Below are 22,311 nucleotides of genomic sequence, written 5' to 3'. Positions count from 1 at the left end.
GATTTAGGTGGAACTACTCTGCGTAGAGGTCTAGTGAAGAGATGGACTTTTTAGGCTGTACAAATTCATATTCAATATGATCTCCAGCTTTTACAAGTCGAATACCTTCCAGTAAAATCTTATCTGTTGTGGCAAGGCCTTTTTCTACTACAAAAAGATTGGGAAGTTCTGTACCAACGGTGATCTCACGTTGTTGTACGATACCGTTTTCATCAATAACAAATACAAAACGCTTGTCTAAAACTTCAAAGGTTGCTTTTTGAGGAATGATGATGGCCTTCGTTAAAGGTATGGTCATCAATACGCTACCAGTTTCACCGTGTCTTAAAATTCCTTCTGGATTTGGAAAAGTCGCTCTGAAAGCGATGTTTCCAGTTTCATTGTTGAATTCACCTTCAATGGTTTCTACAATACCTTCATGTGGGAACTCTTTATTGTTTGCCATTAAAAGACGAACATGCTTCTTATCGCCTTGATCCTTACTCATGGCATAATCCAGATATTCGGCTTCTGGGACATTAAAATAAACCCACATTTCACTGTTGTCAGAGAGTGTAGTAAGTAATTCTCCTTCTTCTAAAAGGCTTCCTTCTCTAACTCTTAAATGATCAACGATACCATCAAACGGTGCTTTTACATTAGTGAATCCTAAATGAATTTGAGCCATGGAAACCTCGGCCAGTGCTTTGTCAAGTTTTGCCTTTGACATCGCTAGTTCGTTGGGAGAAACTACATTACCGTCTGATAATAGTTGGGTATTTTTAAGCTCGATTCTGGCAACATTTGCTTCTGCCTGCGCTTTCTGCAACTCGGCCTGATAAACGTTAGGCATGATTCTAAACAAAGACTGCCCTTTTGAGACGGTTTGCCCTTCGTCAATATTGATGCTTTTGAGGTAACCTCTTTCCAGCGCTCTCAACTCTATATTGCGTATAGAATGTATTTGGCTTATGTAATCTTTAGTGATGACCGTATCCATTTGGATAGGACTACTTACTAGATATTTAGTGGATTCGTGTGCTTCTTCTTTTTTATGAGTACAACTGCTTAAGATTGTGCAGAGCCCTAAAAACAATAGGAATTGTTTCATTTTACTAAGTGTTTGTATGTAATATGATTAAAAAATGGTTGGTATGAACTGGCTCTTATTGGAGTCAATTTGCATACATGAATGTTGACCTATTGATTTTATAAAATCACTAGGTGGACCATAATCATATTATAAAAACGCTGTGTAATAAATAGATATGCGGCGAGGAAGAGGCCAGTGCGTTGGAATGCTGTATAGCTCTAGAGGCAGAAACAGGAGCATTAGGCACCTCAAATACTTCTCCACTAGAATTTGAATAATCAAAACCGTAGTGATCCTTTTTCGCTAACTTATAGGACTGTCTCCAATCTTCCTCTTCAACTTCTTCGGCGATTAATTCCAGTTCCTTTTCTTGCTCTAAATTTCCCAAGAAATGATGGTCAAAACTTTGATTTTCTTGAGTCTGGATGGAATGTACTGTCTCCAGTATGGATGCTAATCCAGAAGGTGTAGATGAAGTAAGGTTAGCCGTAGAAAGCGAACCTACCGCCATCAAAATGGCAGCGACAATAAACACGAAAAATGATATTTTTTTCATTTCAACGTGCAAAATTAGAATGAAATAATGATATAAGCGTCAAAAAAGGTCTAATTTTTTTCACTTGGTTAATGGAGTTGGAAGAAAAAAACGTCAGCTTGACAATTTAAAATTGCTTCAATCCATCTTGATTAACTTCATAAAAAAAGGCCCTCAAAAACATGAGGGCCTTTCGTGATCGCAGAAGGATTCGAACCTTCGACCGCCTGCTTAGAAGGCAGGTGCTCTATCCAGCTGAGCTATGCGACCTAAAATCTACTTCTTTCAAAGCGGTTGCAAATATAAAGCATTTTTAAAAAGCCAAAAGCGATTTCCAACTAATTATCGTTCTCTTTATCCAGTTGGATTCCGAATCTGGCTAACATCTTCTTTTCAAACTTCCAGAAAAAGTCAAATTGGCCAAAAAGCCAACCCATAAAAACTAGCAATACCTGATAAAAAGGGAAAATGATCAATAATCGTAAAGGCCAGAAAATCCAACCGCTTGTGGTATCTCTATCCAGGCCTATCCATTCTAAAACCGGTCCAGATAATCGTGCCGATGCCGATCCTGTTATGGCAAAAACAATAAAGATGGCAATCAATTCCCAGCGATACTCGACGTTCCATTTTGGCCCCAATTTTTTGAAGAGCCACATGGCTATAAGATAGAAGATATAAGCATTGACGATCGTAACACCCAAGACAAATAAGTACTCATACATCACATCCTCAAAAGTGTTGGGAATGATCTTGCGAGCCACAAAAAAACCACAGGCGAGAAGGCCTATGATTCCTAGAAAAATATAGATGAGTTGCCAGTTTTTGTCTATTTCCCAGCGTTCTTTAAGTTTTTGCATGCTGCAAAAATAATCTACAGGCGTTGATTAAACCGCTCCTCAAAGAATTTAAAGTAATTAAACAGTAAGTAAGTCACCTCATAGCCGTAATCAATAGAAGTATCATAATCGATACGGAATGGATATAGGTTGGGATCGTACTGTAATGGTTGATTTACTCTCAAGTTATACAATGGGATCTTAAAATCATTAATGATATCCATAGAGCTTTGTGATCGATAACCACGTGGTGGCTGTGTCGCCAGCCAGGAGTTGAAACCAGGTTCAATAATGATGACCTCATATTCCAGACTATCGTTAGCTATACGTATCGTATCAGACTTTTCTAGATAGACACCATCATTTTCTGTACTTCCAGAAGCTTCACTGGTGCCACCACAGCTGGACAGCATCACAATTACAATAAAAAAAGTAAGTACTCCAGCTACTATCTTCATGATCTATTATTTTCCAAAAAAGCCACCCAGCATACCGCCTAAACCACCTTTTTTCTTTTTGTCTCCACCTAGAACCATTCCAGCAACATCATCGATGATGCTACCATCACCATCTGCGTCTAGAATGGTGGTCAAAAAGGATTGATCATGGCTACCAGATTGACCCAGCACAGATCCCAGAAGGTCACCTATGCCGTTTTGACTTATTTGTTGTTCTTGTTTTTGCTTTCCTAAAAGCCCCATAATGATAGGAGCGGCGATCTTGATGATTTGGCCTACAGACTGCATGTCCACACCACTTGAAGATGATATCGCGCTTTCCACTTGCGGTTGTTTGCCACCTAGAACATGCTTTAGTATTCCAGCGCCATCTTGCTCCAGATCGTCTGGACTGCCTGGTCCATCACCAAATAATCCACCCAACATATCCAGCACGCCACCATTGTGTCGTGAATCACTCAACGCGTTTGAAAGTGAGGCTGCACCTTCTGGGGTTTTTGCATTGCGTTGCATCGCGCCTAGAATAAGCGGCATGGCCTGAGATAAGACATTTGCTGTCTTATCAGGTGAAGTGTTTGTTTTTTGGGCAGCTCCTTGGATAAGCGTTTGCCCCATTTCAGTTTGTAAAAGGTCTAATATAGAAGCCATAATAGGTTGGTTTGGGAGTCAAAATACAAATAAACGTGAAAGTATTTTGTAGGAAGATTATATTATTTCGCTTTCGCGAAAGCGAATACATTTAAAGCCTAGTTCTTAATTCAACATAGGAATTAGTATACAGCTTATTTCTCAAGCCATTCAAGCGATTCATGATCTTCATCGACATCAAAAGTTTTACAGCTAATCGTTGGGATCAACATAAACTCCATATTCAATTTTTTTCTTAGGGCAGCGTTAGCGGTCACTACAGCCACCTTTTTGACCGATTTGATGAGGTCAATTACATATTCCAGCAGCATTTTAAAATATTCCCAGGAAGTGCTCAAGGTAAGTTCTTCAAAATCCTCAAACTTTACATAGAGAGACACGGCAGTTTTGGTTCTCGAGTATTTCTGGTCAATGCGTTCTACCAGCCAGTCCACATCTTCTTGTTCCATCTGGGTTTTGATCATGAAGGCGAGAATATCTGGATTCTCTCTATTGACGAGTTTAATCATGGTCGTTTAGTTTACAAATAACAGCTGTTAACTATTTTAACTTCAGTAAGATAGATTTAGGTCATTAAAGATAATCTAAGCTACGTTGATTTTATGAAAGAAAAAACGCACCTCTATCGAAGTGCGTTGTAATCCTATACAGACTAGAATTATCCTAAAATAGCTATGATCTGATCTGCCAGTTCTTCACCTATACGGTCCTGAGCTTCATTAGTCGCTGCACCGATGTGAGGTGTAAGTGACAATTTACTGTTCATCATGAGGGTAACTTCTGGAGCAGGCTCTTTTTCAAAAACGTCCAAGGCTGCAAAACTTAAGTGCTCATTTTCTAGAGCTTCTACCAGTGCAACTTCATCTAGGACTCCACCACGAGCAGCGTTAACTACAGCGCTTCCTTTTTTCATCATGGCAAATTCTTTTTTGCCTAAGACATACTCTTTTTGAGCAGGAACGTGAAGGGTAACAAAATCCGAAGTTTTGAGCAGTTCCTCTTTTTCCACTAGCGGAATCTCTACTTTGATTTCCTGACCGTCAAAAAGTTTCCATGAAATGGTTGGTGCTTTTTCTGCAAAGCTATCGTGAGCGATTACCTTCATTCCAACTCCAGCAGCGATTTTAGCAACTTCTTGTCCTATACGTCCTATACCGATAATCCCTATAGTTTTGCCACGCAGTTCAACACCAGCACCGTACGCTTTTTTCAATCCTTTAAAATTACTATCACCTTCTAGTGGCATGTTTCTATTGGAATCGTACAAGAACCTCACACCACCATATAAGTGTGCAAAAACAAGTTCTGCCACACTAGCGCTGCTCGCTGCAGGTGTGTTGATGACTTTAAGTCCTTTATCTCGAGCATATTGTACATCAATGTTATCCATACCTACACCGCCACGACCTATGATTTTAAGGCTAGGACAGTTGTCAATAAGATCTTGACGAGCGGTAGTCGCAGATCGTACTAGTAACACGTCAATCTCATGTTTATTGATGTAATCCTGTAGTTGCTCTTGAGCCACATTTGTGGTTATGACTTCATAACCGTTAGCTTTCAATTTATCTATTCCGCTTTGGGAAACGCCATCATTGGCCAGTACCTTTTTACTCATATTTCTTGTTTTGAGCATCGCTGTAAGGCGACGTTTTGTGATCCAGCCATTTGTCTATAGCTGTAATTGTTTTGATGATGATGCGTTGATAGTGTTTACGTATCCGCAGTTCTATATTTATCAAAAATATTCTTTGTGAATCAAATTTGTTAGAAAACGAGATCATAATTCATTAAGCCGTACGTTCCAGTTCTTTCATGGTATCTACTAAGGTCTGCACACTTTCCACACTCAAAGCATTGTACATGCTGGCGCGGTAGCCACCTACAGATCTGTGACCATTCAAACCGTTGATTCCAGCTTCTTTTACCATGGCATTAAAGCGCTCTGCAAGTGATTCATCATGTAGAGAAAAGGTAGCGTTCATTTTTGAACGATCTTCTTTGTTGATTACAAACCCTTTAAACAACGGGTTTCTATCAATCTCGCTATATACCATTTCTGCCTTTTGGTCATTGATTTTTTCAATCCAATCAATGCCTCCATTATCTTTCAACCACTCCAATGTCAACATAGTAGCATAGATAGGAAATACAGGTGGCGTGTTGAACATGGATTCCTTCTCAATGTGAACTTTATAATTGAGCATGGAAGGAATTTGTCTGGAAACCTTTCCTAGAATTTCATCTTTAACCACTACAAGTGTGGTACCAGCTGGTCCCATATTTTTCTGGGCACCGGCATAGATCAAATCATATTTTTCAAAATCACGCTTACGAGACATGATATCACTACTCATGTCACAAACTAATGGTACATTTACCTCTGGCGTTTCATGTAATTGTGTTCCAAAAATGGTATTATTTGTCTGGAAGTGAAAGTAATCCACATCATCAGGTACGGTATAACCTTTTGGAATGTGATTGTAATTGTCATCTTTTGATGAGGCCACCACATTTACTTCACCAAACATTTTAGCTTCTTTGATCGCTTTATCAGACCAGGTTCCCGTATTCAAATAAGCGGCCTTTTTTTCCAATAAGTTATAGGCTACCATAAGAAATTGCATACTAGCGCCACCACCTAAATACAAAGCTGAATATCCTTTACCTGTCAATCCTAAATGTTCTAGTGCCAGTGCTTGTGCTTTATCCATTACAGCGATAAAATCCTTGCTGCGGTGAGAAATCTCAAGAATACTTAAATCGTTGAAGTTGAGGATAGCATCAGCTGCTTTTTTGAGAACTTCTTGTGGTAGCACGCATGGACCGGCGCTAAAATTATACTTAAGCATATACTAGGATTTAGGTTTACACAAAGGTGCAAAAATGCCCTTTTAACTATGTTATGAAAGCGATAAGTTTTTAAGATAATGTCAACAGAAAATGTATCGTGTCCACACCATCTGCATAATCAGCTAGTCCAGGTTTTTGGGTTTCTCCAAAATCAACCAACTGTGGTGCTGCCATAGCTTTTAAAGATGGTTCTAGTGTCTGCTGCACTTTTTGATTGGCAACCACGCATTGCAAATCTTCTGCATGGGCAGTGATTTCTGCCACCAAGTCATCGTTGGTAGCATAAGAGCTGTACCCAAGCGACGCAATAGGTGAGGCATAGCTTTCGGTTTCTTCCTTGATGATCAGGAACTCGTTGTCCAATAACTTGAACTCGCTCATCAAATAAACCGCTTTATTATAATCATAATTGTTGGAGTACTTGATGTAATTGATCAACTCTCGTTTTTCATACATGGCCTTGAAAAAGGCGTCAAAATTATAATTCTCCGGCACCTTAATGTGACTCACACTGCGACATCCCAATCCAAAAAATAAAAACACATCATCACTCAACGCGACCAGTTCCTCGTGGGTTTCATCTCCAGTGAGTATGGCGATAGAATTCCGATTCTTGCGTATGATGTTAGGCTTCTTGCCAAAGTAATGCTCAAAATATCGAGCTGTATTGTTACTGCCAGTGGCGATGACCGCATCAAAATCGGTCAGGCGATCTTCAGTAAACTCAAAAGATTCTTCCAGTGCCGGTACATCTGCGCTGGCCAGTTTCAAGATTAAAGGCAACAGCACATCATCGTTGCTGCTGGTTTTGATTTGTGCAAAATGTCCTGTCAAAATGATACAAAGTACATCATGAAATCCCACTAAAGGAATATTTCCCGCAGCGATGACGGCGACTTTTTTAGGCTCGACATTCTTCAGGTGATAAGGCTCCAACCAATTATTGAGATGCTCAACCGTTAAGGCTTGCGACCATTGTTCCAGCGCAAACAGCAGATTGTCACGAGTAAACCAGGAATTTTTCTGCTCGGCGAGCGTTAGGGTTTGGTTAATGGTAATGGCCCACAAGTCCTCATCGATGTCGATGGCACTGTGGTCTGATGCTAGGTATTGGGATAGAATTTTTCCCGCTTTCGCGAAAGCGGAAACCCTATCATTTAACGAGGTATTAATTGGCTTAACAGGCAATGAATCTTATTTTTGCACAAAAGTAAAGAAAACAGCTATGGCGATCATCATCACGGACGAATGTATCAATTGCGGAGCCTGCGAACCGGAATGCCCCAACACGGCAATCTATGAAGCGGCAGATGACTGGCGATATGCAGATGGAACTGATCTGGATGGCAACGTGGTCTTGCCATCTGGCAAGGAAGTGGATGCTAACGAGACCCAAGAGCCTGTGAGCGATGAGTTCTATTACATCGTTCCAGACAAGTGTACGGAATGTGTAGGTTTCCATGAAGAGCCACAGTGTGCTGCCGTGTGTCCCGTAGATTGCTGCGTTCCTGATGAGGATGTAGTGGAAGATGAAGCCACGCTTAGAGCCAAGCAAGCCTTCATGCACAAAAGCTAGTCACGCAATCTTTTACGTATTCTTCTTCTCCTGCGCAGATATCTAAAAAGGATCACTAGCGCGATCAAAACAATGATAAAGGGCCAGATGTTGATCAACCCGATGAAGAACCACACCAGATTGTCCCAGCCATTAGCAAAACTCTCAGAAAATCGGTTTTTGTTGTAGCTCAATTCTGGAGTGGATTCATAAAACGAAATATGAAGGGTCGAGTAGGAGACCTGGTTTTCCAGATATTTTAAGCGTCCTTCAAAACTTTCAATATCAGACCTAAGAACTGCGATCTGCCTTTCAATTTCTAGAATATCGGTTACATTTTTGGCTTGTTCCAAGATTTCCAGATAACGACCTTCCAGTTCTTTTTTCGTTTTTAAACGAGCCTCGACATCCAGAAATTCTTCAGTGACATCCTTTACGTTAATGGTTTTGTAGTCCAACCGGTCCACGCCAGCAGTGGCATCTGACAGTAAGTTGTCAAAGTTTTTTGAGGGAACGCGTATGGTGATAGTATTGGTTTTACGACCGGTGGAGCTGGACTCCTCATCTGCAGCAATATAGCCACGATGTTTATTGACGGCAGTGATGATGTTATTTCTGGTCTGTGAAATATCGTTGGTTTCAAATTCAATCCTGCCATTGGTGATCAATTTACGATCAGTGATCTCGACGGCTTCCTGTTCAGGTTCTAGCATTGGAAACATATCCACATTTTCAACCATTTCGGCATTTGGATTTTCATTACAAGCGGTAAAGCTCGCAGCAATGAAAAGAAGCAAAAAACTGATTTTAAAGATTCTAGCTGTCATCATTTGGCATATTTTTGGTTTCAAATAATTCCGATATCTCATTGACGTTTCTTCAGATCAAACGCGCAGTGTGCTTCAAATATGCAGAATTTATGAAACATAGTTACTTGATTATGGTTTGTTTCGCTTTCGCGAAAGCGAACTCACAACAAACACCACCACAATTAACAGGACCACAGTTGTTGGAAAAAGCGATTGCGTACCACGACCCCAAGGGAAACTGGTCGCGATTTGCAGACAGTCTGGAGATATTGACCACATCACCAGATATGGAAGACCGCACCAGTAACATCAAGATCAATTTGCCGGCAAAAAGTTTTGAATTGGTTTCCAAACGTGGTGACATCGTCAATGAATATACCGTACTTAAAGACAGTATCGTGACCGCCGCAAAGATGGATCTATCGCAAATGGACACCACTTTTGTAATGGGAAAGGAAGATTTTAAACGTGCCGTTTTTATGCGTGACTACTACACATACCTTTACGGCTTGCCCATGAAATTAAAGGATAAAGGCACTGTAATCTCTTATGAAGTGGAGCGTAAAATGTTGAAGGAAAAGGAATATCTAGTACTGCGCGCAGATTATGATCCCAGCGTTGGCAGCGATATCTGGTTCTTTTATTTTGACCCAGAAACGTATCGCATGGAAGCTTATCAATTCTACAAGCAAAAAGAACCTCGAGTCAAGGATCCAAAATCTGGTGAGTTCATTTTACTATCCGAAGAGTACAAAACCAACGGCATCAAAATGCCTAAGGTGCGCAAGTGGTACTACAACAAGAATGATAAATATCTTGCCACTGACACGATTGTGGATTAGGCATCAATTAACTCGATACAGTCAATCAACAATTCAAATTTTTGATCCACTTTTTTTGTGGCAATCAAAAATCTCGCGTGTTTGATCTGATCGTGGTTAAAGTTGGGCATGTTTAGATTTCTACCTCTATAGGTAGGTTTCATTTCATTTAGCTTGATCTCAATAGTTTGCCACTCGCCAGTGGTCTCAAATTCTTTAATGTAGCTTTCTCTCGCGTTGTTGGAATGCTGGATTCTAAACTGATAGGTATTGCCGTCACCTTTAACTTTGATTTTTGCGATTTGGTCAGGAGTTACTTTGATGTCCAGTGAGTTATTTTGTACAGAGCTAAAACCGCCATTACTTTCTACGGTAACATTACCATAAAATCTGGCGTGACCGTCTTCAGTCAATTCCACTTTACCTTGTGAGATACCGCCCATGACACGGTCGTCCTCAATGCGCCAATCGCCCAGCCCATTTTCATTATTGAAGTCGTAAATCATTATAGGTGCGGTCATAATTAAAGTGCTTAGAAAAAGGAATAAGGGTTTCATGAGATCTATTTTTAGAATAGTCGATGAGGAGCGATGGCCTTTCAGTCCGCCGATCTAATCTTCATCAAGTTAATTATTAATATCTGATGAGTACGCAACCTTATGGTAAGTTTTGCATCTAGAATAAAAAGCCAGCCCATGAAAAAACTTATTCTTCTACTCATTCCCATTTTGTTATTGTCCTGTGAGGCACGACTGGATGATGATAAGAGAGCTTTCTTTAAAACCAGAATTGTTGATGCTCAAGGCAATCCCATTAATGATGCGGTAGTAGAAGTGACTAATTTTAGAACCTTTGAGTTCAATCCTTTTGTTTCAAGTATAAGCAAGTTTTCAGAGCCTAGTAGGGACTTTTTGCTAGGTAGAGGCGTTACTGACAATAATGGAGAAACAGATTTTCTGCTGTTGTTTGATACTTCAAATGAATATTTTGTCAATGTGTATCGCGATGGTCAAAATATTTTTAGTGTAGCGACTGGAATCGAGAGTTTTAATAACGACTTGACGCTCAACATCCCATTAATTACGGTTAAGGACGTTGCAGAGGTTGGGTTGGATTTTGTAAATACTTCTGGAACAACAGAGGTTTTTGAACTTCAAGTCAATTATTTTGATTTATCCTGTTCAGAAGTTTTTGAAAATGGCGAATTCCTGTTAGATGGTAATTGCGGCTTTTTCAATCAGATCTTTACGAGGATTAATGAAGATCCTGATGATGGGAACTTTGAGTTTCAAGCCTTTTATCCTTCTATCATCACCATTTCACTTACTGATGAGGCAGGTACTGAAACTACTCAAGAATTGTTTGTCAACAATCCAACAGAGCGCTATGAAATCAATTACTAAAGTCGTTCTAGGATATATTGTTTTAGCTAGCAGCATAGCATTTGCGCAAGAAGATGAAAGCCGACTAGCTGTTCAGATTCCAGATCGAGTTTTTGCTGCAGACATCTACCTTCAAAGAGCTTTTCCCAACGGTGATAACGTCGTAGGCAATGGACTCGCCAGTGGTACTGGTTTTGGGATAAGACTACAAACTGATGTGTATAAAAATATCTACGTAGGTGGCGCCTTGACTCAGGATTATTTTGATGTCAAGGATGTTCAGGAAATAGGGCAGTTCGATAGAGCCACAAAGTTTAATGCCTATCTGTTTGCGGGATATGATTATGTACTCAATGACGATTGGAATTTTACCGCAGATCTGGGTTATGGTTACAGTCAGAATAAAAATAAACAAGGATTTGAGCAAGGTGGCGGCACCTTTAGGGATACAGGTAATCTACTGCGACTTACCACGAGCGCAGAATATGCACTGAGCAACGGTATATCCGTTTACTTGAGTCCTAGCTATGAAAAAGTCTTCTACAAAATTGAATCCGCTCCAGCCTTGGGCGATCATTTTAATGTTGGTAATTATTTCAATCTCGCCATAGGTTTCAGGTTCAATGTGAGAGACTACAACAGTATGGATAATACAACTTCTTACGATCAAGAAATCCAAGAATTACAGAGCCGTGATCGCGATAATTTAAGCATCAGAGAAAAGCGAAAGCTTTATTTTCTCAAAAAGAAAGCTGCTCGTAAAGCCCGTAGAGAGCGTAGAAACAATAATTAATCATTCAGTAGGGTCAGAATATCGATCGCAGCCTCACTGATCTTGGTTCCAGGTCCAAAGACGGCTGCCACGCCAGCATCAAACAAGAACTGGTAGTCCTTGCGCGGTATCACGCCGCCCACGATGATCATGATGTCCTCACGGCCGTATTTTTTGAGATGTTCCATCACTTGCGGTACCAATGTCTTATGGCCGGCTGCCAGCGATGAAATGCCTAGAATATGGACATCATTTTCCACGGCTTGTTTGGCAGCTTCGGCTGGCGTTTGGAACAGCGGTCCTATGTCCACGTCAAAACCTACATCGGCATAGCCCGTAGCGACCACCTTGGCGCCACGATCGTGACCGTCCTGGCCCATTTTTGCAATCATGATGCGTGGTCTACGACCTTCTTTTTTTGCAAAGGCGTCTGCTAATTGTTGCGCTTTCGCGAAAGCGGGATCATCCATAATCTCTTTTTTATACACACCTTGAACGCTCTTGATCTGGGCACGGTAACGGCCAAATTCCTTTTCCAAAGCATCGGAAATCTCACCTAAGGTAGCGCGCTCCTTAGCAGCATTGACCGCGAGTTCCAGTAGGTTGCCTTCTCCAGTTTTTGCGCAAGCGGTTAAAGCTTCCAATGCTTTATTCACTTTATCATCGTTGCGATCTGCCTTGATCTTTTTCAATCGTTCGACTTGCTCAATTCTCACGGCAGCATTGTCCACTTCCAGCGTGTCTATAAGATCCTCATCTGGACTTGGGTATTTATTCACTCCAACGATTACGTCTATATTGGAATCGATGCGTGCCTGCTTTTTGGCAGCGGCTTCCTCGATACGCATTTTTGGGATGCCGGCTTCAATGGCCTTGGTCATACCGCCTAGCTCTTCAACTTCCTCTATAAGTTCCCAGGCTTTATGGGCAATCTGGTCTGTTAAAGACTCTACATAATAGGAGCCGGCCCATGGGTCAACGGTTTTGGTAATTCCGGTTTCTTCTTGTAGGTAAATTTGTGTGTTTCTAGCAATACGCGCGCTGAAGTCGGTTGGCAACGCAATCGCCTCATCCAACGCATTGGTATGAAGACTTTGTGTGCCACCAAAGGCTGCTGCAGCCGCTTCAATGGTAGTTCTGGCCACATTATTAAATGGGTCTTGTTCCGTTAACGACCAGCCTGATGTTTGACAATGCGTTCTTAACGCCAGTGATTTGGCATTTTTAGGATTGAATTGTTTGATCATTTTTGCCCAAAGCATTCTGGCGGCGCGCATTTTGGCGATTTCCATAAAATGGTTCATCCCAATGGCCCAGAAAAAGGATAGTCTAGGAGCAAAAGTGTCTATGTCCATGCCTGCTTCCAGTCCTTTGCGCACATATTCCAAACCATCTGCCAGCGTATAGGCCAACTCAATATCACTGGTCGCGCCAGCTTCATACATATGGTAACCCGAGATCGAGATCGAGTTGAATTTAGGCATGTTCTTGCTGGTATACTCAAATATGTCAGAGATAATCTGCATGCTAGGCGTAGGTGGATAGATGTACGTATTACGCACCATAAACTCCTTAAGGATATCATTCTGGATCGTACCGCTCAACGATGCGATGTCTACACCTTGCTCCATGGCCGCGACGATGTAAAAAGCCATGATAGGCAACACGGCGCCGTTCATGGTCATAGAAACGGACATTTGATCCAGCGGAATTTGATCAAAAAGGATCCTGATATCCTCAACGCTATCAATGGCAACGCCAGCTTTTCCCACGTCGCCTTCCACACGCTCATGATCACTGTCATAACCGCGATGCGTGGCAAGATCAAAAGCTACCGAAAGTCCCTTTTGTCCAGCGGCAAGATTTCTTCTATAAAAGGCGTTGGATTCTGTCGCGCTAGAAAAACCAGCGTATTGTCTAATGGTCCATGGCCGGCGCACGTACATAGTGGAATAGGGTCCACGTAGGTTGGGAGCTATTCCTGCTACAAAATCAAGATGTTCTAGATCGTTTAAGTTTTCTTTAGCATACTGCTTTTTGAGCGAGATACCTTCTGAGGTTTCATAGGAGCTTTGAGCAGCCGCTGTAGCTTGCTCTTCAAACGATTGAAAATCTGCCGTTATGTTCGAGAAGTCTTTTCTTTTCATCATTTGGGCATTTGCGATTTTTCTAATTCTTCGGCTAATCGTTTAGCAGCAATAGGTGTAACAAGCGCCTTGCGAGGCTTTATTTTTTGAAAGGGTAAAATCTCATATTCTTTTTGAAGCGGTGCTTCGGCATTCGGGAATTTGTTGACGCCTACCAGCGTTTTTTCTCCTTTTTTCAGTCGATCACGCTCTGCGATATCACTTTCCTTGATTTTGCGTTGTATCGTTCCTTCAAAAAGCGACTGAACAAATCCGCCAGCTTTTTCAATGCTTTTAAAGATCTCCAGCGCTTTTTCGGTCAACTCCTTAGTCAATGCGTTGATGTAGTACGTGCCATCTGCAGCGTTAGCAACTTTATTTAGGTAAGCTTCTTCTTTAAGAATCAATAATTGGTTGCGAGCGATGCGGTCGCCAAATTCATTTTCCTTATTGAAAAAGGCGTCATAAGGAAGATTGTGGACCGTATCTGCGCCACCTAGGACAGCGCTCATACATTCTGTTGTAGTGCGCAGTAGATTGACATTGTAATCCAGCAAAGATTTGTTGCGCAAACTGGGCGTTGCCGTGATGTAACAGCCTAGGTCTTTTATGCCGTAGGCGTTACCTAATGTTTTGGTCAATATGCGATAGGCTCTGTATTTTGCGATCTCCATAAAATAATTGGAACCTATGGTGGTGTCAATGTTGATACGTTTACTTTGACCATGCTCAGTAACCGTTTCCGCTTTCGGGCCTGCCTGCCGGTCAGGCAGGAAAGCGTCGTAAATATCCTTATCGTGTTCCTTACTGGTATCGCAATAATGATTGAGGTATTCATTGAGGTGCGCCGCAAAATAGGCCAGTTCCTGAGTTACCGTGGCGCCAGCCTGTTGATAGGTGCTGGTGTTGATGGTGATGTTTGAAAAATAACCTTCAAAGGATTTTAGGAAATCGGCATAGTGATTATAGTCTGATTTTTGATTTGTAAACCAGTTCCCAGTAGCAGCTAGCTGGTGTAGAATATCCAGATGCACATAGGCTTTAGGTTTAAATCCATGAAGTTTCTTTAAAAAATCAAGATCTAAAAATCGAGGATGTACTTGTAAACCAACCTCTGGTAAGTCTTTTAATAAAACCTCGAGATCAATATCTGGATTAGGAATGTCTAATAAAACACCTTCAGCTCCTCGAGATAATACGTTGAGCGCTTTTTTGTTTGCAGCTCGTGCATTGCCACAGTAGATCTTTTGAGAAATGTACCAATCATTGTTCTGGGTACCTCGACTAGGAATGTCAATGTTTACGGCACTGTCGCTGTGGTAAATAGGTTTTATGTTGATGCCGTCTGGAGTAGGCGTGACCAATGTCTGATTATAATCGGCGCCTTTGAGATCCATTTGAATCTTTTGTTTCCATGCGGCCTCAGAAACTGGTGTAAAGTCATCAAATAATCGCTTCTTCATCAATCTTCATTTTTTACGGAATCTGCATATTCTATAATATACACTTCCTCATTTTCCTTCTTCATTAAATATCGCTCACGTCCAAATTTTTCTATCCCAGCACTGTCTTCCAACTGCTGGATACGCGCTTTGTCTGCAGCGATGCCTCGCATATAGAAATCTGCTGTTTGTTCCTTGTCAGCAATTTGCTGGTCCAGCGCTCTGTGTGCGGTAAGCCATGCGCTGTCATCCAGAAACAGAATCCAAACCGCAAATAGAATTGTGATAATGAAGTATTTATTAAAATACCATTTGCTTTTGATCTCTTTCCATTTCATAAAGTCAAGATACCAATTTAAGCCAACTTTTGATCCAGAATAGAGCGCAAGATCTTAACACCAACTTCATTAAGCCTATTGGTAGGAATAATGACATCGGCATAGGCTTTAGTAGGCTCTATAAATTGCTGGTGCATAGGCTTGAGCGTGTTTTGGTAACGATCAAGTACCTCGTTGATGTCACGACCACGGTCTGTGATATCGCGTTTCAACCTGCGTATGAGACGCTCATCGCTATCGCAATCAATGTAAACCTTGATGTCAAAAAGCTCGCGAATTTCTGGCAGCGTTAGAATAAGGATTCCTTCTACAATTATGACATTGCTAGGCTCTGTCACAACTGTTTCTTTAGTGCGGTTGTGTTATACAAAAGAATACACTGGTTGCTCAATACTATTTCCCTTGCGCAACTCGATCAAATGCTCCTTCAAAAGCGCAAAGTCTATGGAATTAGGGTGATCAAAATTAATTTTCACACGTTCCTCAAAGGTAAGGTGGCTCGTGTCTTTATAGTAGGAATCTTGAGAGATGACAGTAACGTCAGTATCTGGATATTGATGGGCTACCTGACCCACAACTGTGGTTTTACCAGACCCAGTACCGCCTGCAATACCTATGATAAGCATAATTAGATTTTAGTACTGCAAAGGTAATGGTTCATCACAAATAGAATCAATAATAGACACCTTCAAATTCATTACTCATGATGATAAGGCTCGTTTTTTAGAATGGTAAAGGCCCGATAAATCTGTTCTGTGGCAAAGAGTCGCACCATCTGGTGGGAAAAGGTCATGGCACTTAAGGATAATTTAGAATTGGCTCGAGCGTAAACCGCATCAGAGAATCCGTAGGGTCCACCTATGACATAAACCAGTCGTTTCATTCCAGAAAGACTTCGCTTATTGATCAATTGCGCAAATTGCTGGCTGGAAAGGCTTTTTCCCTTTTCGTCCAGTAAAGTGACAAAATCGCTGGTTTGCAATTGGTTGAGTATAAGCTCACCTTCTTTGACCTTTTGCTGGTCGATGCTTAGGTTCTTGGTTTTTTTAAGATCCGGAATGATTTCCAGCTCAAAATTGATGTAATGCTTGAGCCGTTCCACGTACATATCTGTAAGGTCTGCGATACGGCTATCATCGGTTTTACCTACCGCCAGTAGAGTTATCTTCATGCGCCAAAGGTAAAATCTTTATTCATTTTCATAAGATTGCCTGCAGAATCTTACTTTTGAGAAACCAGAATTTGACCACCATTATGAAGTACCATGGAGCTGCATTTGAAGAAGAAGTTGACCGCATCATTACTAATGCCTTACGGGAAGATGTAGGTGATGGCGACCACAGCAGCCTGGCTTGCATTCCACGCAGTGCCAGTGGTAAGGCACGACTGCTGGTAAAGGATGAAGGAGTGATTGCTGGTATCGCTTTCGCGAAAGCGATATTCCACAAAGTCGATCCTACATTAAAAATTGAAGAATTGAAAAAGGACGGTGATCGCGTAGCTTATGGCGACGAAGTGTTTTATGTGAGCGGTTCTTCCAGATCCATTCTCACGGCCGAACGTCTGGCACTTAACAGCATGCAGCGCATGAGCGCGATCGCGACTAAAACGCGGCAATTTGTCGACCGGTTGGAAGGTACCAAAACCAAGATATTAGACACGCGCAAGACTACACCAGGAATACGTTTGTTGGAAAAATGGGCAGTTCATACTGGTGGTGGCGTTAATCACAGGTCTGGTCTCTATGACATGATCATGCTCAAGGACAATCATATCGATTTTGCAGGTGGCATCACAAAAGCAATTGAAAAAACGACAGACTACCTTCAAGAAACCAACAGGGATTTAAAAATCATTGTAGAGGCAAGAAATCTGGAAGAAATCAAAGAGATTCTAACCTCGGCCGATAAGGTTTACCGCATCCTGATCGATAATTTCAATTACGAAGACACTAGAAAAGCGGTAGAATTAATAGGCGATCAATGCCTGACTGAAAGTAGTGGCGGCATTACTCTGGACACGGTACGACAGTACGCGGAATGTGGTGTGGATTACGTTTCCAGCGGTGCGCTCACGCACAGCGTTTACAACATGGATCTTAGTTTGAAAGCCATGCATGAGTAGGCTTAAGGAAATACTGGATCGTATACCGGTCATTTCTTGGTTCGTCGCGGTCTCTAGCAGGGCACGATTGCCGGGTTTTGAAGGGATGACCATTTACGATCTTTGGGAAACCTACAGTGTTGGTATCGTTCAAGGTGCCTTTACATTGCGCGCCAGTGCGATAAGCTACAGTTTCTTCATGGCAATTTTCCCCTTCATATTGTTCATGCTTAACCTTATTCCTTTTGTACCGGTAGATAATTTCCAGGTAGATTTTTTAGAGTTTGTCAACGGGTTGCTACCGGCACAGGCCGCTGGTTCTTTTGATACCATTTTTAAGGAAATTGCATTACAGGAGAATACAGGTTTATTGACGATTGCTTTTATCACGTCCTTATTTTTTATGAGCAATGGCGTTAATGCGATTTTTGACGGCTTTGAGCGTTCCTATCATTCATCGTTCAACCGCAACATGTTCAGGCAGTATTTTGTGGCGGTTGGTGTATCATTGATGCTCAGTCTTTTTTTATTGATTTCCATAGCTATGTTCGGTCTGGTGGAATACTGGATTGATTCTTTAAGAGCAGAAGATTTTATGACGCAAAGCTCTACAGAGATCTGGTTGATTGTACTGCGCTACATTGCGATTATCATCATGCTTTATCTATTTGTGAGTACGCTATATTACACGGGAACCAAAGAAGGAAGACAAACCAGATTCTTTTCTATAGGCTCTGTGGTGACAACGGTACTTATTTTAATAACATCGTACCTCTACGGGATTTATATAGACAATTTTGCTTCCTATAATGAAATCTATGGTTCCATAGGTGCGCTACTTATTTTAATGATCTATATATGGCTTGCGGCAAACATTTTGCTATTGGGTTATGAGCTTAATGCATCTATCAGATCATTAAAGGCACGGAATTTGAAATAGGAATACTATATTTAAACAATCTAATAATTACTAATATGAAAAAATTACTCTTAATTGCTGTTGCCGCCCTTGGTACCTATACAGCATCTGCACAAATGACCGTTGAAGGTGTAACTGTAGAAAAATCAATTACAGTCGATGGTAAGGAGTTGACACTAAACGGTGCAGGATTGCGTGAAAAGTTCGTTTTTGATCTTTATGTAGGTGGTTTGTACACCACAGCAAAAACTTCTAATGGTGCGGCATTGTTAAGCTCTGATCAGCCTATGGCGATCACACTTGATATCGTCAGTAAATTGGTGACACAGGACAAGATGATTGAAGCCATTACAGAAGGTTTTGAAGACAGCGTTTCCAGTGCAGAGCGTAAAAAACTACAACCTAAAATCGATAAGTTCATCGGATTCTTTAATGAGGAGATCGTAAAAGGAAACGAATTCCAGATCGCATACGTGCCTGGAAAAGGAACTATGGCTCACAAGAATGGTAAGCTATTGGGAACTATCGAAGGTAAGGATTTTGCCAAAGGACTTTTTGGAATCTGGTTGGGTAACAAACCAGCAGACAAAGATTTAAAAAAGGGAATGTTGGGACTTTAATCTCAGACCTGTTGAATTAATTAAAAGCCCGTGAGATTTCATGGGCTTTATAATACACAGATTATGAAATATGTAGTGTTGGTGCTGTTTTGTTTTTTCGCTTTCGCGAAAGCGAACTCACAAGACGTCACTGGAACATGGAAAACCATTGATGATGAATCTGGAGAAGTAAAATCTCACGTACAGGTGTACAAAAAAGGTGATTCCTATTACGGTAAGATATTGAAGGTACTCTCCAAAGACGCGCCACCTAATCCTAAATGCGTTGCCTGTGAAGGAGCCCTAAAAGATCAACCCATTGAAGGTATGGTCATCATGAAGGACCTGAAAAAAAAGGGTAAAATGTACAAGGATGGCACCATTATCGATCCAGAAAACGGCAAAGAATATGACTGTAAAATCTGGCTCAATGAAGATAATCCAGACTTGTTGATGGTACGCGGTTATATCTTGTTTTTGTACAGGACCCAAACCTGGGAACGTCTATAAGTTATTCATAAAATAGGGCACCACAGCAAGCGCACAAAAAGGGAATCGGTTATTTTTACATAACCGATTTTTTTATGTCCTATTTTCTAGATGTCATACTACCATTGCCACTGGAGCGCTATTTTTCATACCGCATCACGGCTGCAGAGGCTGGAATGATTCAGCCAGGTATGCGCGTCGCGGTTCCCTTTGGAAAATCAAAGATCTACACCGGTATCGCTGTGGCCGTACGCGAGAATATTGAGGTTGCATACGATATTAAAGACATAGAGTTTGTTATTGATGAGGCACCTATTTTACAAAAGGGACAAATCAAATTTTGGGAATGGATCGCTTCCTATTACCTATGTAGTGTAGGTCAAGTCATGAAGGCAGCCTTGCCTAAATCACTGCTGCTGGAAAGCGAGACCATAATCCAGCGCAACGAGGAAACTACCGTAGAAGACGATGAATTAACAGATCAGGAATTCCTTATCATGGAAGCATTGGAGAATCGCAAAGCCATGAAAGTGGACGATGTGGCTAGCCTACTGGATCGTAAGACGGTATTGCCTATTTTAAGGAACATGCTGTCCAAGCATTTGATCATCCTGCAAGAAGAACTCTCTAATACCTACAAGGCCAAAACCGAAAAATACATTTCGCTCGCTCCAGAATTTCAGGATGAAGATGCTTTAAGAGAACTACTGGACTCTATGACTCGAGCTCCTAAACAGCGTGAGGTACTCATGACGCTTTTCATGATGCGCGCTGGTGATAAACTGGTCAAATCCAAAGATCTAGAAACGAGATCTAACGTAACTCGTGCCGTAGTAAAATCTTTGATCGACAAGCAAATCTTACTGGAAACGGAACAGGAAGTGAGCCGTATGCTGATGGACCGGCAAACGGGTCATAAGTTGTACGAACTCAATGGTGCTCAAGAAGTCGCATACAATGAGATCAAAACGGCTTTCGAAGACAACAAGGTTTGCCTATTGCATGGCGTGACGTCCAGCGGTAAAACCGAAATCTACGTCAAACTCATTGAGGAATATTTGGCGCTAGGCAAGCAATGTCTGTATCTGTTGCCAGAAATCGCTCTGACCACTCAACTTATTGGAAGGTTACAGAATTACTTCAAACATCAAGTGCTGGTGTACCATTCTAAATACAATCTCAACGAGCGACAGGAAGTATGGAATCTAGTACTGGATGCCCATGAACCGTACGTGGTCATAGGCGCGCGCAGCGCTCTATTGTTGCCCTTTGAAGATCTGGGTTTGATCATCGTGGATGAGGAACACGAGACCAGTTTCAAGCAATTTGATCCTGCACCGCGCTATCACGCCAGAGATTCCAGTATCGTGCTGGGAAAAATGAAAAGTTCACAAGTCCTATTGGGTAGCGCCACGCCTTCCTTAGAAAGTTATTACAATACGACTATTGGTAAATTTGAATTGGTCGAGCTTAAAAAGCGCTATAACAATGTATTGATGCCAGAAATCAATATGATTGACATTAAGGAGAAGCACCGCAAGAAACGCATGACGGGACATTTTTCCGATACGTTGATTGAGGCGATGACTCAAGCCTTTAAAAATGATGAACAGGTCATACTATTCCAAAACCGCCGCGGTTTTGCGCCCATCATGGAGTGTAATACTTGTGGGCATGCACCACAATGTCCCAATTGTGATGTAAGCCTCACCGTGCACCAGCATCGCGGCCAGATGCGATGCCATTACTGTGGTTATCACACATTTATCCCTAAGGAATGCATCGCCTGCTCCAGTACTGACCTAGACACAAAAGGCTTTGGAACCGAACAAATTGAAGCTGAATTCCTAGAGATATTTCCCCAGCGCAAAATCGCACGGATGGATCTGGATACCACGCGAGGAAAATATAGCTATGAAAAACTCATCGATAAAGTCGAGAATAGGGAAGTGGATGCCTTGGTAGGCACCCAAATGCTTACCAAAGGTCTTGATTTTAGACACGTGAGCCTGGTTGGAGTTCTCAATGCAGATGCCATGCTCAATTTCCCAGACTTCAGATCGCACGAGCGTTGTTTCCAATTGTTGACGCAGGTGGCAGGTCGTGCAGGTAGAACTGAGAAGCGAGGTATGGTTTTATTGCAGAGCTACAATCCATATCACATGATTTTGCAGCAGGTAAGCACTTATGATTACAAGACGATGTTCAAGGAGCAGTTAAAGGATCGATACCAGTTTAAATACCCGCCATATCAGCGATTGATTAGGATCACGTTAAAGCATAGGGATTACAAGACCACTTTGCAGGCAGGTGAATGGTTTGTGGGCGCTCTAAATCAAATTGAGCATGGCGTTGAGGTGCTGGGACCAGAGTTTCCGCCGGTTTCTCGAGTGCGCAATCTTTTCAACGTACACGTGCTGGTCAAGATGGGAAAGACCCATTCACCAGAAACTATCAAAGGCTTTATTGCTAAAGTCAAGCGCAGCTTTGAAAGCATCAAGCAATACCGCGCCGTACGTTGCAATATTGATGTGGATTGTTATTAGGCTGG

At 41.6% G+C, this 22,311-nt stretch carries 25 protein-coding genes, 1 tRNA gene and 1 pseudogene; 9 read left to right on the top strand and 18 right to left on the bottom strand.

Going from position 1 to position 22,311, the window contains the following annotated elements; translation table 11 throughout:
• Positions 1 to 13: 13 nt before the first annotated feature.
• From AAU57_RS11000 to AAU57_RS10955, 11 genes are all read right to left on the bottom strand, one after another.
• On the bottom strand, positions 14 to 1,090 hold the full coding sequence (locus AAU57_RS11000) for an efflux RND transporter periplasmic adaptor subunit (protein WP_055412956.1): 1,077 nt from the start codon (positions 1,088 to 1,090) through the stop codon (positions 14 to 16).
• Between the two features lie 124 nt (positions 1,091 to 1,214).
• Complete coding sequence (locus AAU57_RS10995) at positions 1,215 to 1,628, bottom strand: hypothetical protein (RefSeq protein WP_055412955.1); 414 nt, start codon at positions 1,626 to 1,628, stop codon at positions 1,215 to 1,217.
• Positions 1,629 to 1,803: 175 nt separating this feature from the next.
• A tRNA-Arg gene (locus AAU57_RS10990) sits at positions 1,804 to 1,877 on the bottom strand.
• 68 nt (positions 1,878 to 1,945) lie between these two features.
• Positions 1,946 to 2,467: a DUF6787 family protein gene (locus AAU57_RS10985; RefSeq protein WP_055412954.1), complete on the bottom strand. Its 522-nt coding sequence runs from the start codon at positions 2,465 to 2,467 to the stop codon at positions 1,946 to 1,948.
• Between the two features lie 14 nt (positions 2,468 to 2,481).
• The gene (locus AAU57_RS10980; protein WP_055412953.1) at positions 2,482 to 2,904 is read right to left on the bottom strand and encodes a hypothetical protein; all 423 of its coding nucleotides are present in this window, start codon (positions 2,902 to 2,904) and stop codon (positions 2,482 to 2,484) included.
• A 6-nt stretch (positions 2,905 to 2,910) separates the two neighbouring features.
• Positions 2,911 to 3,552: a DUF937 domain-containing protein gene (locus tag AAU57_RS10975; protein ID WP_055412952.1), complete on the bottom strand. Its 642-nt coding sequence runs from the start codon at positions 3,550 to 3,552 to the stop codon at positions 2,911 to 2,913.
• 134 nt (positions 3,553 to 3,686) lie between these two features.
• Positions 3,687 to 4,061, bottom strand: a complete 375-nt coding sequence (locus tag AAU57_RS10970; RefSeq protein WP_055412951.1) for an STAS/SEC14 domain-containing protein — start codon at positions 4,059 to 4,061, stop codon at positions 3,687 to 3,689.
• 149 nt (positions 4,062 to 4,210) lie between these two features.
• Positions 4,211 to 5,170 carry an NAD(P)-dependent oxidoreductase gene (locus AAU57_RS10965; protein WP_055412950.1) on the bottom strand — a complete coding sequence of 320 codons (960 nt, stop codon included), beginning with the start codon at positions 5,168 to 5,170 and terminating at the stop codon, positions 4,211 to 4,213.
• Positions 5,163 to 5,294 (bottom strand): hypothetical protein, encoded by a 132-nt coding sequence (locus tag AAU57_RS15315; protein ID WP_262491938.1) that lies wholly within the window; start codon positions 5,292 to 5,294, stop codon positions 5,163 to 5,165. Before AAU57_RS15315 ends, AAU57_RS10965 begins: the two co-directional genes overlap by 8 nt.
• Positions 5,295 to 5,342: 48 nt before the next feature.
• A complete protein-coding gene (gene serC, locus AAU57_RS10960; RefSeq protein WP_055412949.1) occupies positions 5,343 to 6,404 on the bottom strand; it encodes a 3-phosphoserine/phosphohydroxythreonine transaminase in 1,062 nt (353 codons plus the stop codon).
• 70 nt (positions 6,405 to 6,474) lie between these two features.
• A complete protein-coding gene (locus AAU57_RS10955) occupies positions 6,475 to 7,593 on the bottom strand; it encodes an acyl-CoA reductase (RefSeq protein WP_082438610.1) in 1,119 nt (372 codons plus the stop codon).
• A 37-nt stretch (positions 7,594 to 7,630) separates the two neighbouring features.
• Between AAU57_RS10955 and AAU57_RS10950 the strand changes: the two genes are divergently transcribed.
• On the top strand, positions 7,631 to 7,981 hold the full coding sequence (locus AAU57_RS10950) for a 4Fe-4S dicluster domain-containing protein (RefSeq protein ID WP_055412948.1): 351 nt from the start codon (positions 7,631 to 7,633) through the stop codon (positions 7,979 to 7,981).
• Here the strand turns inward: AAU57_RS10950 and AAU57_RS10945 are convergent.
• Positions 7,978 to 8,790, bottom strand: coding sequence for a DUF4349 domain-containing protein (locus AAU57_RS10945; RefSeq protein WP_197275406.1), 813 nt, complete (start codon positions 8,788 to 8,790; stop codon positions 7,978 to 7,980). The two genes, AAU57_RS10950 and AAU57_RS10945, sit on opposite strands and share 4 nt — an antisense overlap.
• Before the next feature lie 89 nt (positions 8,791 to 8,879).
• Here AAU57_RS10945 and AAU57_RS10940 point away from each other — a divergent pair, with 89 nt between their 5' ends.
• Positions 8,880 to 9,611 (top strand): DUF6503 family protein, encoded by a 732-nt coding sequence (locus AAU57_RS10940; protein ID WP_231717807.1) that lies wholly within the window; start codon positions 8,880 to 8,882, stop codon positions 9,609 to 9,611.
• On the opposite strand, the gene AAU57_RS10935 is transcribed toward AAU57_RS10940, so the two are convergent.
• On the bottom strand, positions 9,608 to 10,147 hold the full coding sequence (locus AAU57_RS10935; protein ID WP_231717806.1) for a CIA30 family protein: 540 nt from the start codon (positions 10,145 to 10,147) through the stop codon (positions 9,608 to 9,610). The two genes, AAU57_RS10940 and AAU57_RS10935, sit on opposite strands and share 4 nt — an antisense overlap.
• A 138-nt stretch (positions 10,148 to 10,285) precedes the next feature.
• Between AAU57_RS10935 and AAU57_RS10930 the strand changes: the two genes are divergently transcribed.
• A complete protein-coding gene (locus AAU57_RS10930) occupies positions 10,286 to 10,993 on the top strand; it encodes a hypothetical protein (RefSeq protein WP_055412945.1) in 708 nt (235 codons plus the stop codon).
• Positions 10,977 to 11,765: a porin family protein gene (locus AAU57_RS10925; RefSeq protein ID WP_055412944.1), complete on the top strand. Its 789-nt coding sequence runs from the start codon at positions 10,977 to 10,979 to the stop codon at positions 11,763 to 11,765. The genes AAU57_RS10930 and AAU57_RS10925 overlap by 17 nt, the downstream gene beginning before the upstream one ends.
• On the opposite strand, the gene scpA is transcribed toward AAU57_RS10925, so the two are convergent.
• The 5 genes and pseudogenes from scpA to rlmH all read right to left on the bottom strand — a co-directional run bounded on the left by scpA (position 11,762) and on the right by rlmH (position 16,821).
• Positions 11,762 to 13,891 (bottom strand): methylmalonyl-CoA mutase, encoded by a 2,130-nt coding sequence (gene scpA / locus AAU57_RS10920; RefSeq protein WP_055413749.1) that lies wholly within the window; start codon positions 13,889 to 13,891, stop codon positions 11,762 to 11,764. The genes AAU57_RS10925 and scpA overlap by 4 nt on opposite strands.
• Positions 13,891 to 15,333, bottom strand: coding sequence for a methylmalonyl-CoA mutase subunit beta (locus tag AAU57_RS10915; protein WP_055412943.1), 1,443 nt, complete (start codon positions 15,331 to 15,333; stop codon positions 13,891 to 13,893). The genes scpA and AAU57_RS10915 overlap by 1 nt, the downstream gene beginning before the upstream one ends.
• A complete protein-coding gene (locus tag AAU57_RS10910) occupies positions 15,333 to 15,650 on the bottom strand; it encodes an FtsB family cell division protein (protein WP_055412942.1) in 318 nt (105 codons plus the stop codon). The genes AAU57_RS10915 and AAU57_RS10910 overlap by 1 nt, the downstream gene beginning before the upstream one ends.
• Before the next feature lie 17 nt (positions 15,651 to 15,667).
• Positions 15,668 to 16,276 (bottom strand): annotated as a pseudogene (udk, locus tag AAU57_RS10905) (uridine kinase).
• 71 nt (positions 16,277 to 16,347) lie between these two features.
• Positions 16,348 to 16,821, bottom strand: a complete 474-nt coding sequence (rlmH, locus tag AAU57_RS10900; protein WP_055412941.1) for a 23S rRNA (pseudouridine(1915)-N(3))-methyltransferase RlmH — start codon at positions 16,819 to 16,821, stop codon at positions 16,348 to 16,350.
• A gap of 83 nt (positions 16,822 to 16,904) precedes the next feature.
• On the opposite strand from rlmH, the gene nadC reads away from it, so the two are divergent.
• The 5 genes from nadC (at position 16,905) to priA (ending at position 22,306) form a co-directional block, all read left to right on the top strand.
• The gene (nadC, locus tag AAU57_RS10895) at positions 16,905 to 17,774 is read left to right on the top strand and encodes a carboxylating nicotinate-nucleotide diphosphorylase (protein ID WP_055412940.1); all 870 of its coding nucleotides are present in this window, start codon (positions 16,905 to 16,907) and stop codon (positions 17,772 to 17,774) included.
• Positions 17,767 to 18,693: a YihY/virulence factor BrkB family protein gene (locus tag AAU57_RS10890; protein ID WP_055412939.1), complete on the top strand. Its 927-nt coding sequence runs from the start codon at positions 17,767 to 17,769 to the stop codon at positions 18,691 to 18,693. The genes nadC and AAU57_RS10890 overlap by 8 nt, the downstream gene beginning before the upstream one ends.
• A gap of 35 nt (positions 18,694 to 18,728) precedes the next feature.
• Positions 18,729 to 19,292 carry a chalcone isomerase family protein gene (locus AAU57_RS10885; RefSeq protein WP_055412938.1) on the top strand — a complete coding sequence of 188 codons (564 nt, stop codon included), beginning with the start codon at positions 18,729 to 18,731 and terminating at the stop codon, positions 19,290 to 19,292.
• A gap of 63 nt (positions 19,293 to 19,355) precedes the next feature.
• On the top strand, positions 19,356 to 19,781 hold the full coding sequence (locus tag AAU57_RS10880) for a DUF2147 domain-containing protein (protein WP_055412937.1): 426 nt from the start codon (positions 19,356 to 19,358) through the stop codon (positions 19,779 to 19,781).
• Between the two features lie 74 nt (positions 19,782 to 19,855).
• Positions 19,856 to 22,306 carry a primosomal protein N' gene (gene priA, locus AAU57_RS10875; protein ID WP_055412936.1) on the top strand — a complete coding sequence of 817 codons (2,451 nt, stop codon included), beginning with the start codon at positions 19,856 to 19,858 and terminating at the stop codon, positions 22,304 to 22,306.
• The last annotated feature ends 5 nt before the right edge of the window (positions 22,307 to 22,311 follow it).

Origin of the sequence: Nonlabens sp. YIK11 (assembly GCF_001413925.1) — a bacterium.
Lineage (GTDB): Bacteria > Bacteroidota > Bacteroidia > Flavobacteriales > Flavobacteriaceae > Nonlabens.
The sequence above is the reverse complement of the archived record's forward strand: the minus strand, read 5'-3'. Positions and strand labels throughout refer to the sequence as shown.

Bases quoted from the DNA above. Each gene is read 5' to 3' on its own strand.
- serC (WP_055412949.1), bottom strand. From the start codon at position 6,404: ATGCTTAAGTATAATTTTAGCGCCGGTCCATGCGTGCTACCACAAGAA.
- AAU57_RS10965 (WP_055412950.1), bottom strand. From the start codon at position 5,170: ATGAGTAAAAAGGTACTGGCCAATGATGGCGTTTCCCAAAGCGGAATA.
- AAU57_RS10910 (WP_055412942.1), bottom strand. From the start codon at position 15,650: ATGAAATGGAAAGAGATCAAAAGCAAATGGTATTTTAATAAATACTTC.
- AAU57_RS10915 (WP_055412943.1), bottom strand. From the start codon at position 15,333: ATGAAGAAGCGATTATTTGATGACTTTACACCAGTTTCTGAGGCCGCA.
- nadC (WP_055412940.1), top strand. From the start codon at position 16,905: ATGAAGTACCATGGAGCTGCATTTGAAGAAGAAGTTGACCGCATCATT.
- AAU57_RS10970 (WP_055412951.1), bottom strand. From the start codon at position 4,061: ATGATTAAACTCGTCAATAGAGAGAATCCAGATATTCTCGCCTTCATG.
- AAU57_RS10980 (WP_055412953.1), bottom strand. From the start codon at position 2,904: ATGAAGATAGTAGCTGGAGTACTTACTTTTTTTATTGTAATTGTGATG.
- AAU57_RS10880 (WP_055412937.1), top strand. From the start codon at position 19,356: ATGAAATATGTAGTGTTGGTGCTGTTTTGTTTTTTCGCTTTCGCGAAA.
- AAU57_RS10975 (WP_055412952.1), bottom strand. From the start codon at position 3,552: ATGGCTTCTATATTAGACCTTTTACAAACTGAAATGGGGCAAACGCTT.
- rlmH (WP_055412941.1), bottom strand. From the start codon at position 16,821: ATGAAGATAACTCTACTGGCGGTAGGTAAAACCGATGATAGCCGTATC.
- AAU57_RS11000 (WP_055412956.1), bottom strand. From the start codon at position 1,090: ATGAAACAATTCCTATTGTTTTTAGGGCTCTGCACAATCTTAAGCAGT.
- AAU57_RS10945 (WP_197275406.1), bottom strand. From the start codon at position 8,790: ATGATGACAGCTAGAATCTTTAAAATCAGTTTTTTGCTTCTTTTCATT.
- AAU57_RS10985 (WP_055412954.1), bottom strand. From the start codon at position 2,467: ATGCAAAAACTTAAAGAACGCTGGGAAATAGACAAAAACTGGCAACTC.
- AAU57_RS10995 (WP_055412955.1), bottom strand. From the start codon at position 1,628: ATGAAAAAAATATCATTTTTCGTGTTTATTGTCGCTGCCATTTTGATG.
- AAU57_RS10950 (WP_055412948.1), top strand. From the start codon at position 7,631: ATGGCGATCATCATCACGGACGAATGTATCAATTGCGGAGCCTGCGAA.
- scpA (WP_055413749.1), bottom strand. From the start codon at position 13,891: ATGAAAAGAAAAGACTTCTCGAACATAACGGCAGATTTTCAATCGTTT.
- AAU57_RS10890 (WP_055412939.1), top strand. From the start codon at position 17,767: ATGAGTAGGCTTAAGGAAATACTGGATCGTATACCGGTCATTTCTTGG.
- priA (WP_055412936.1), top strand. From the start codon at position 19,856: ATGTCCTATTTTCTAGATGTCATACTACCATTGCCACTGGAGCGCTAT.
- AAU57_RS10935 (WP_231717806.1), bottom strand. From the start codon at position 10,147: ATGAAACCCTTATTCCTTTTTCTAAGCACTTTAATTATGACCGCACCT.
- AAU57_RS10885 (WP_055412938.1), top strand. From the start codon at position 18,729: ATGAAAAAATTACTCTTAATTGCTGTTGCCGCCCTTGGTACCTATACA.
- AAU57_RS10930 (WP_055412945.1), top strand. From the start codon at position 10,286: ATGAAAAAACTTATTCTTCTACTCATTCCCATTTTGTTATTGTCCTGT.
- AAU57_RS10925 (WP_055412944.1), top strand. From the start codon at position 10,977: ATGAAATCAATTACTAAAGTCGTTCTAGGATATATTGTTTTAGCTAGC.
- AAU57_RS10940 (WP_231717807.1), top strand. From the start codon at position 8,880: ATGAAACATAGTTACTTGATTATGGTTTGTTTCGCTTTCGCGAAAGCG.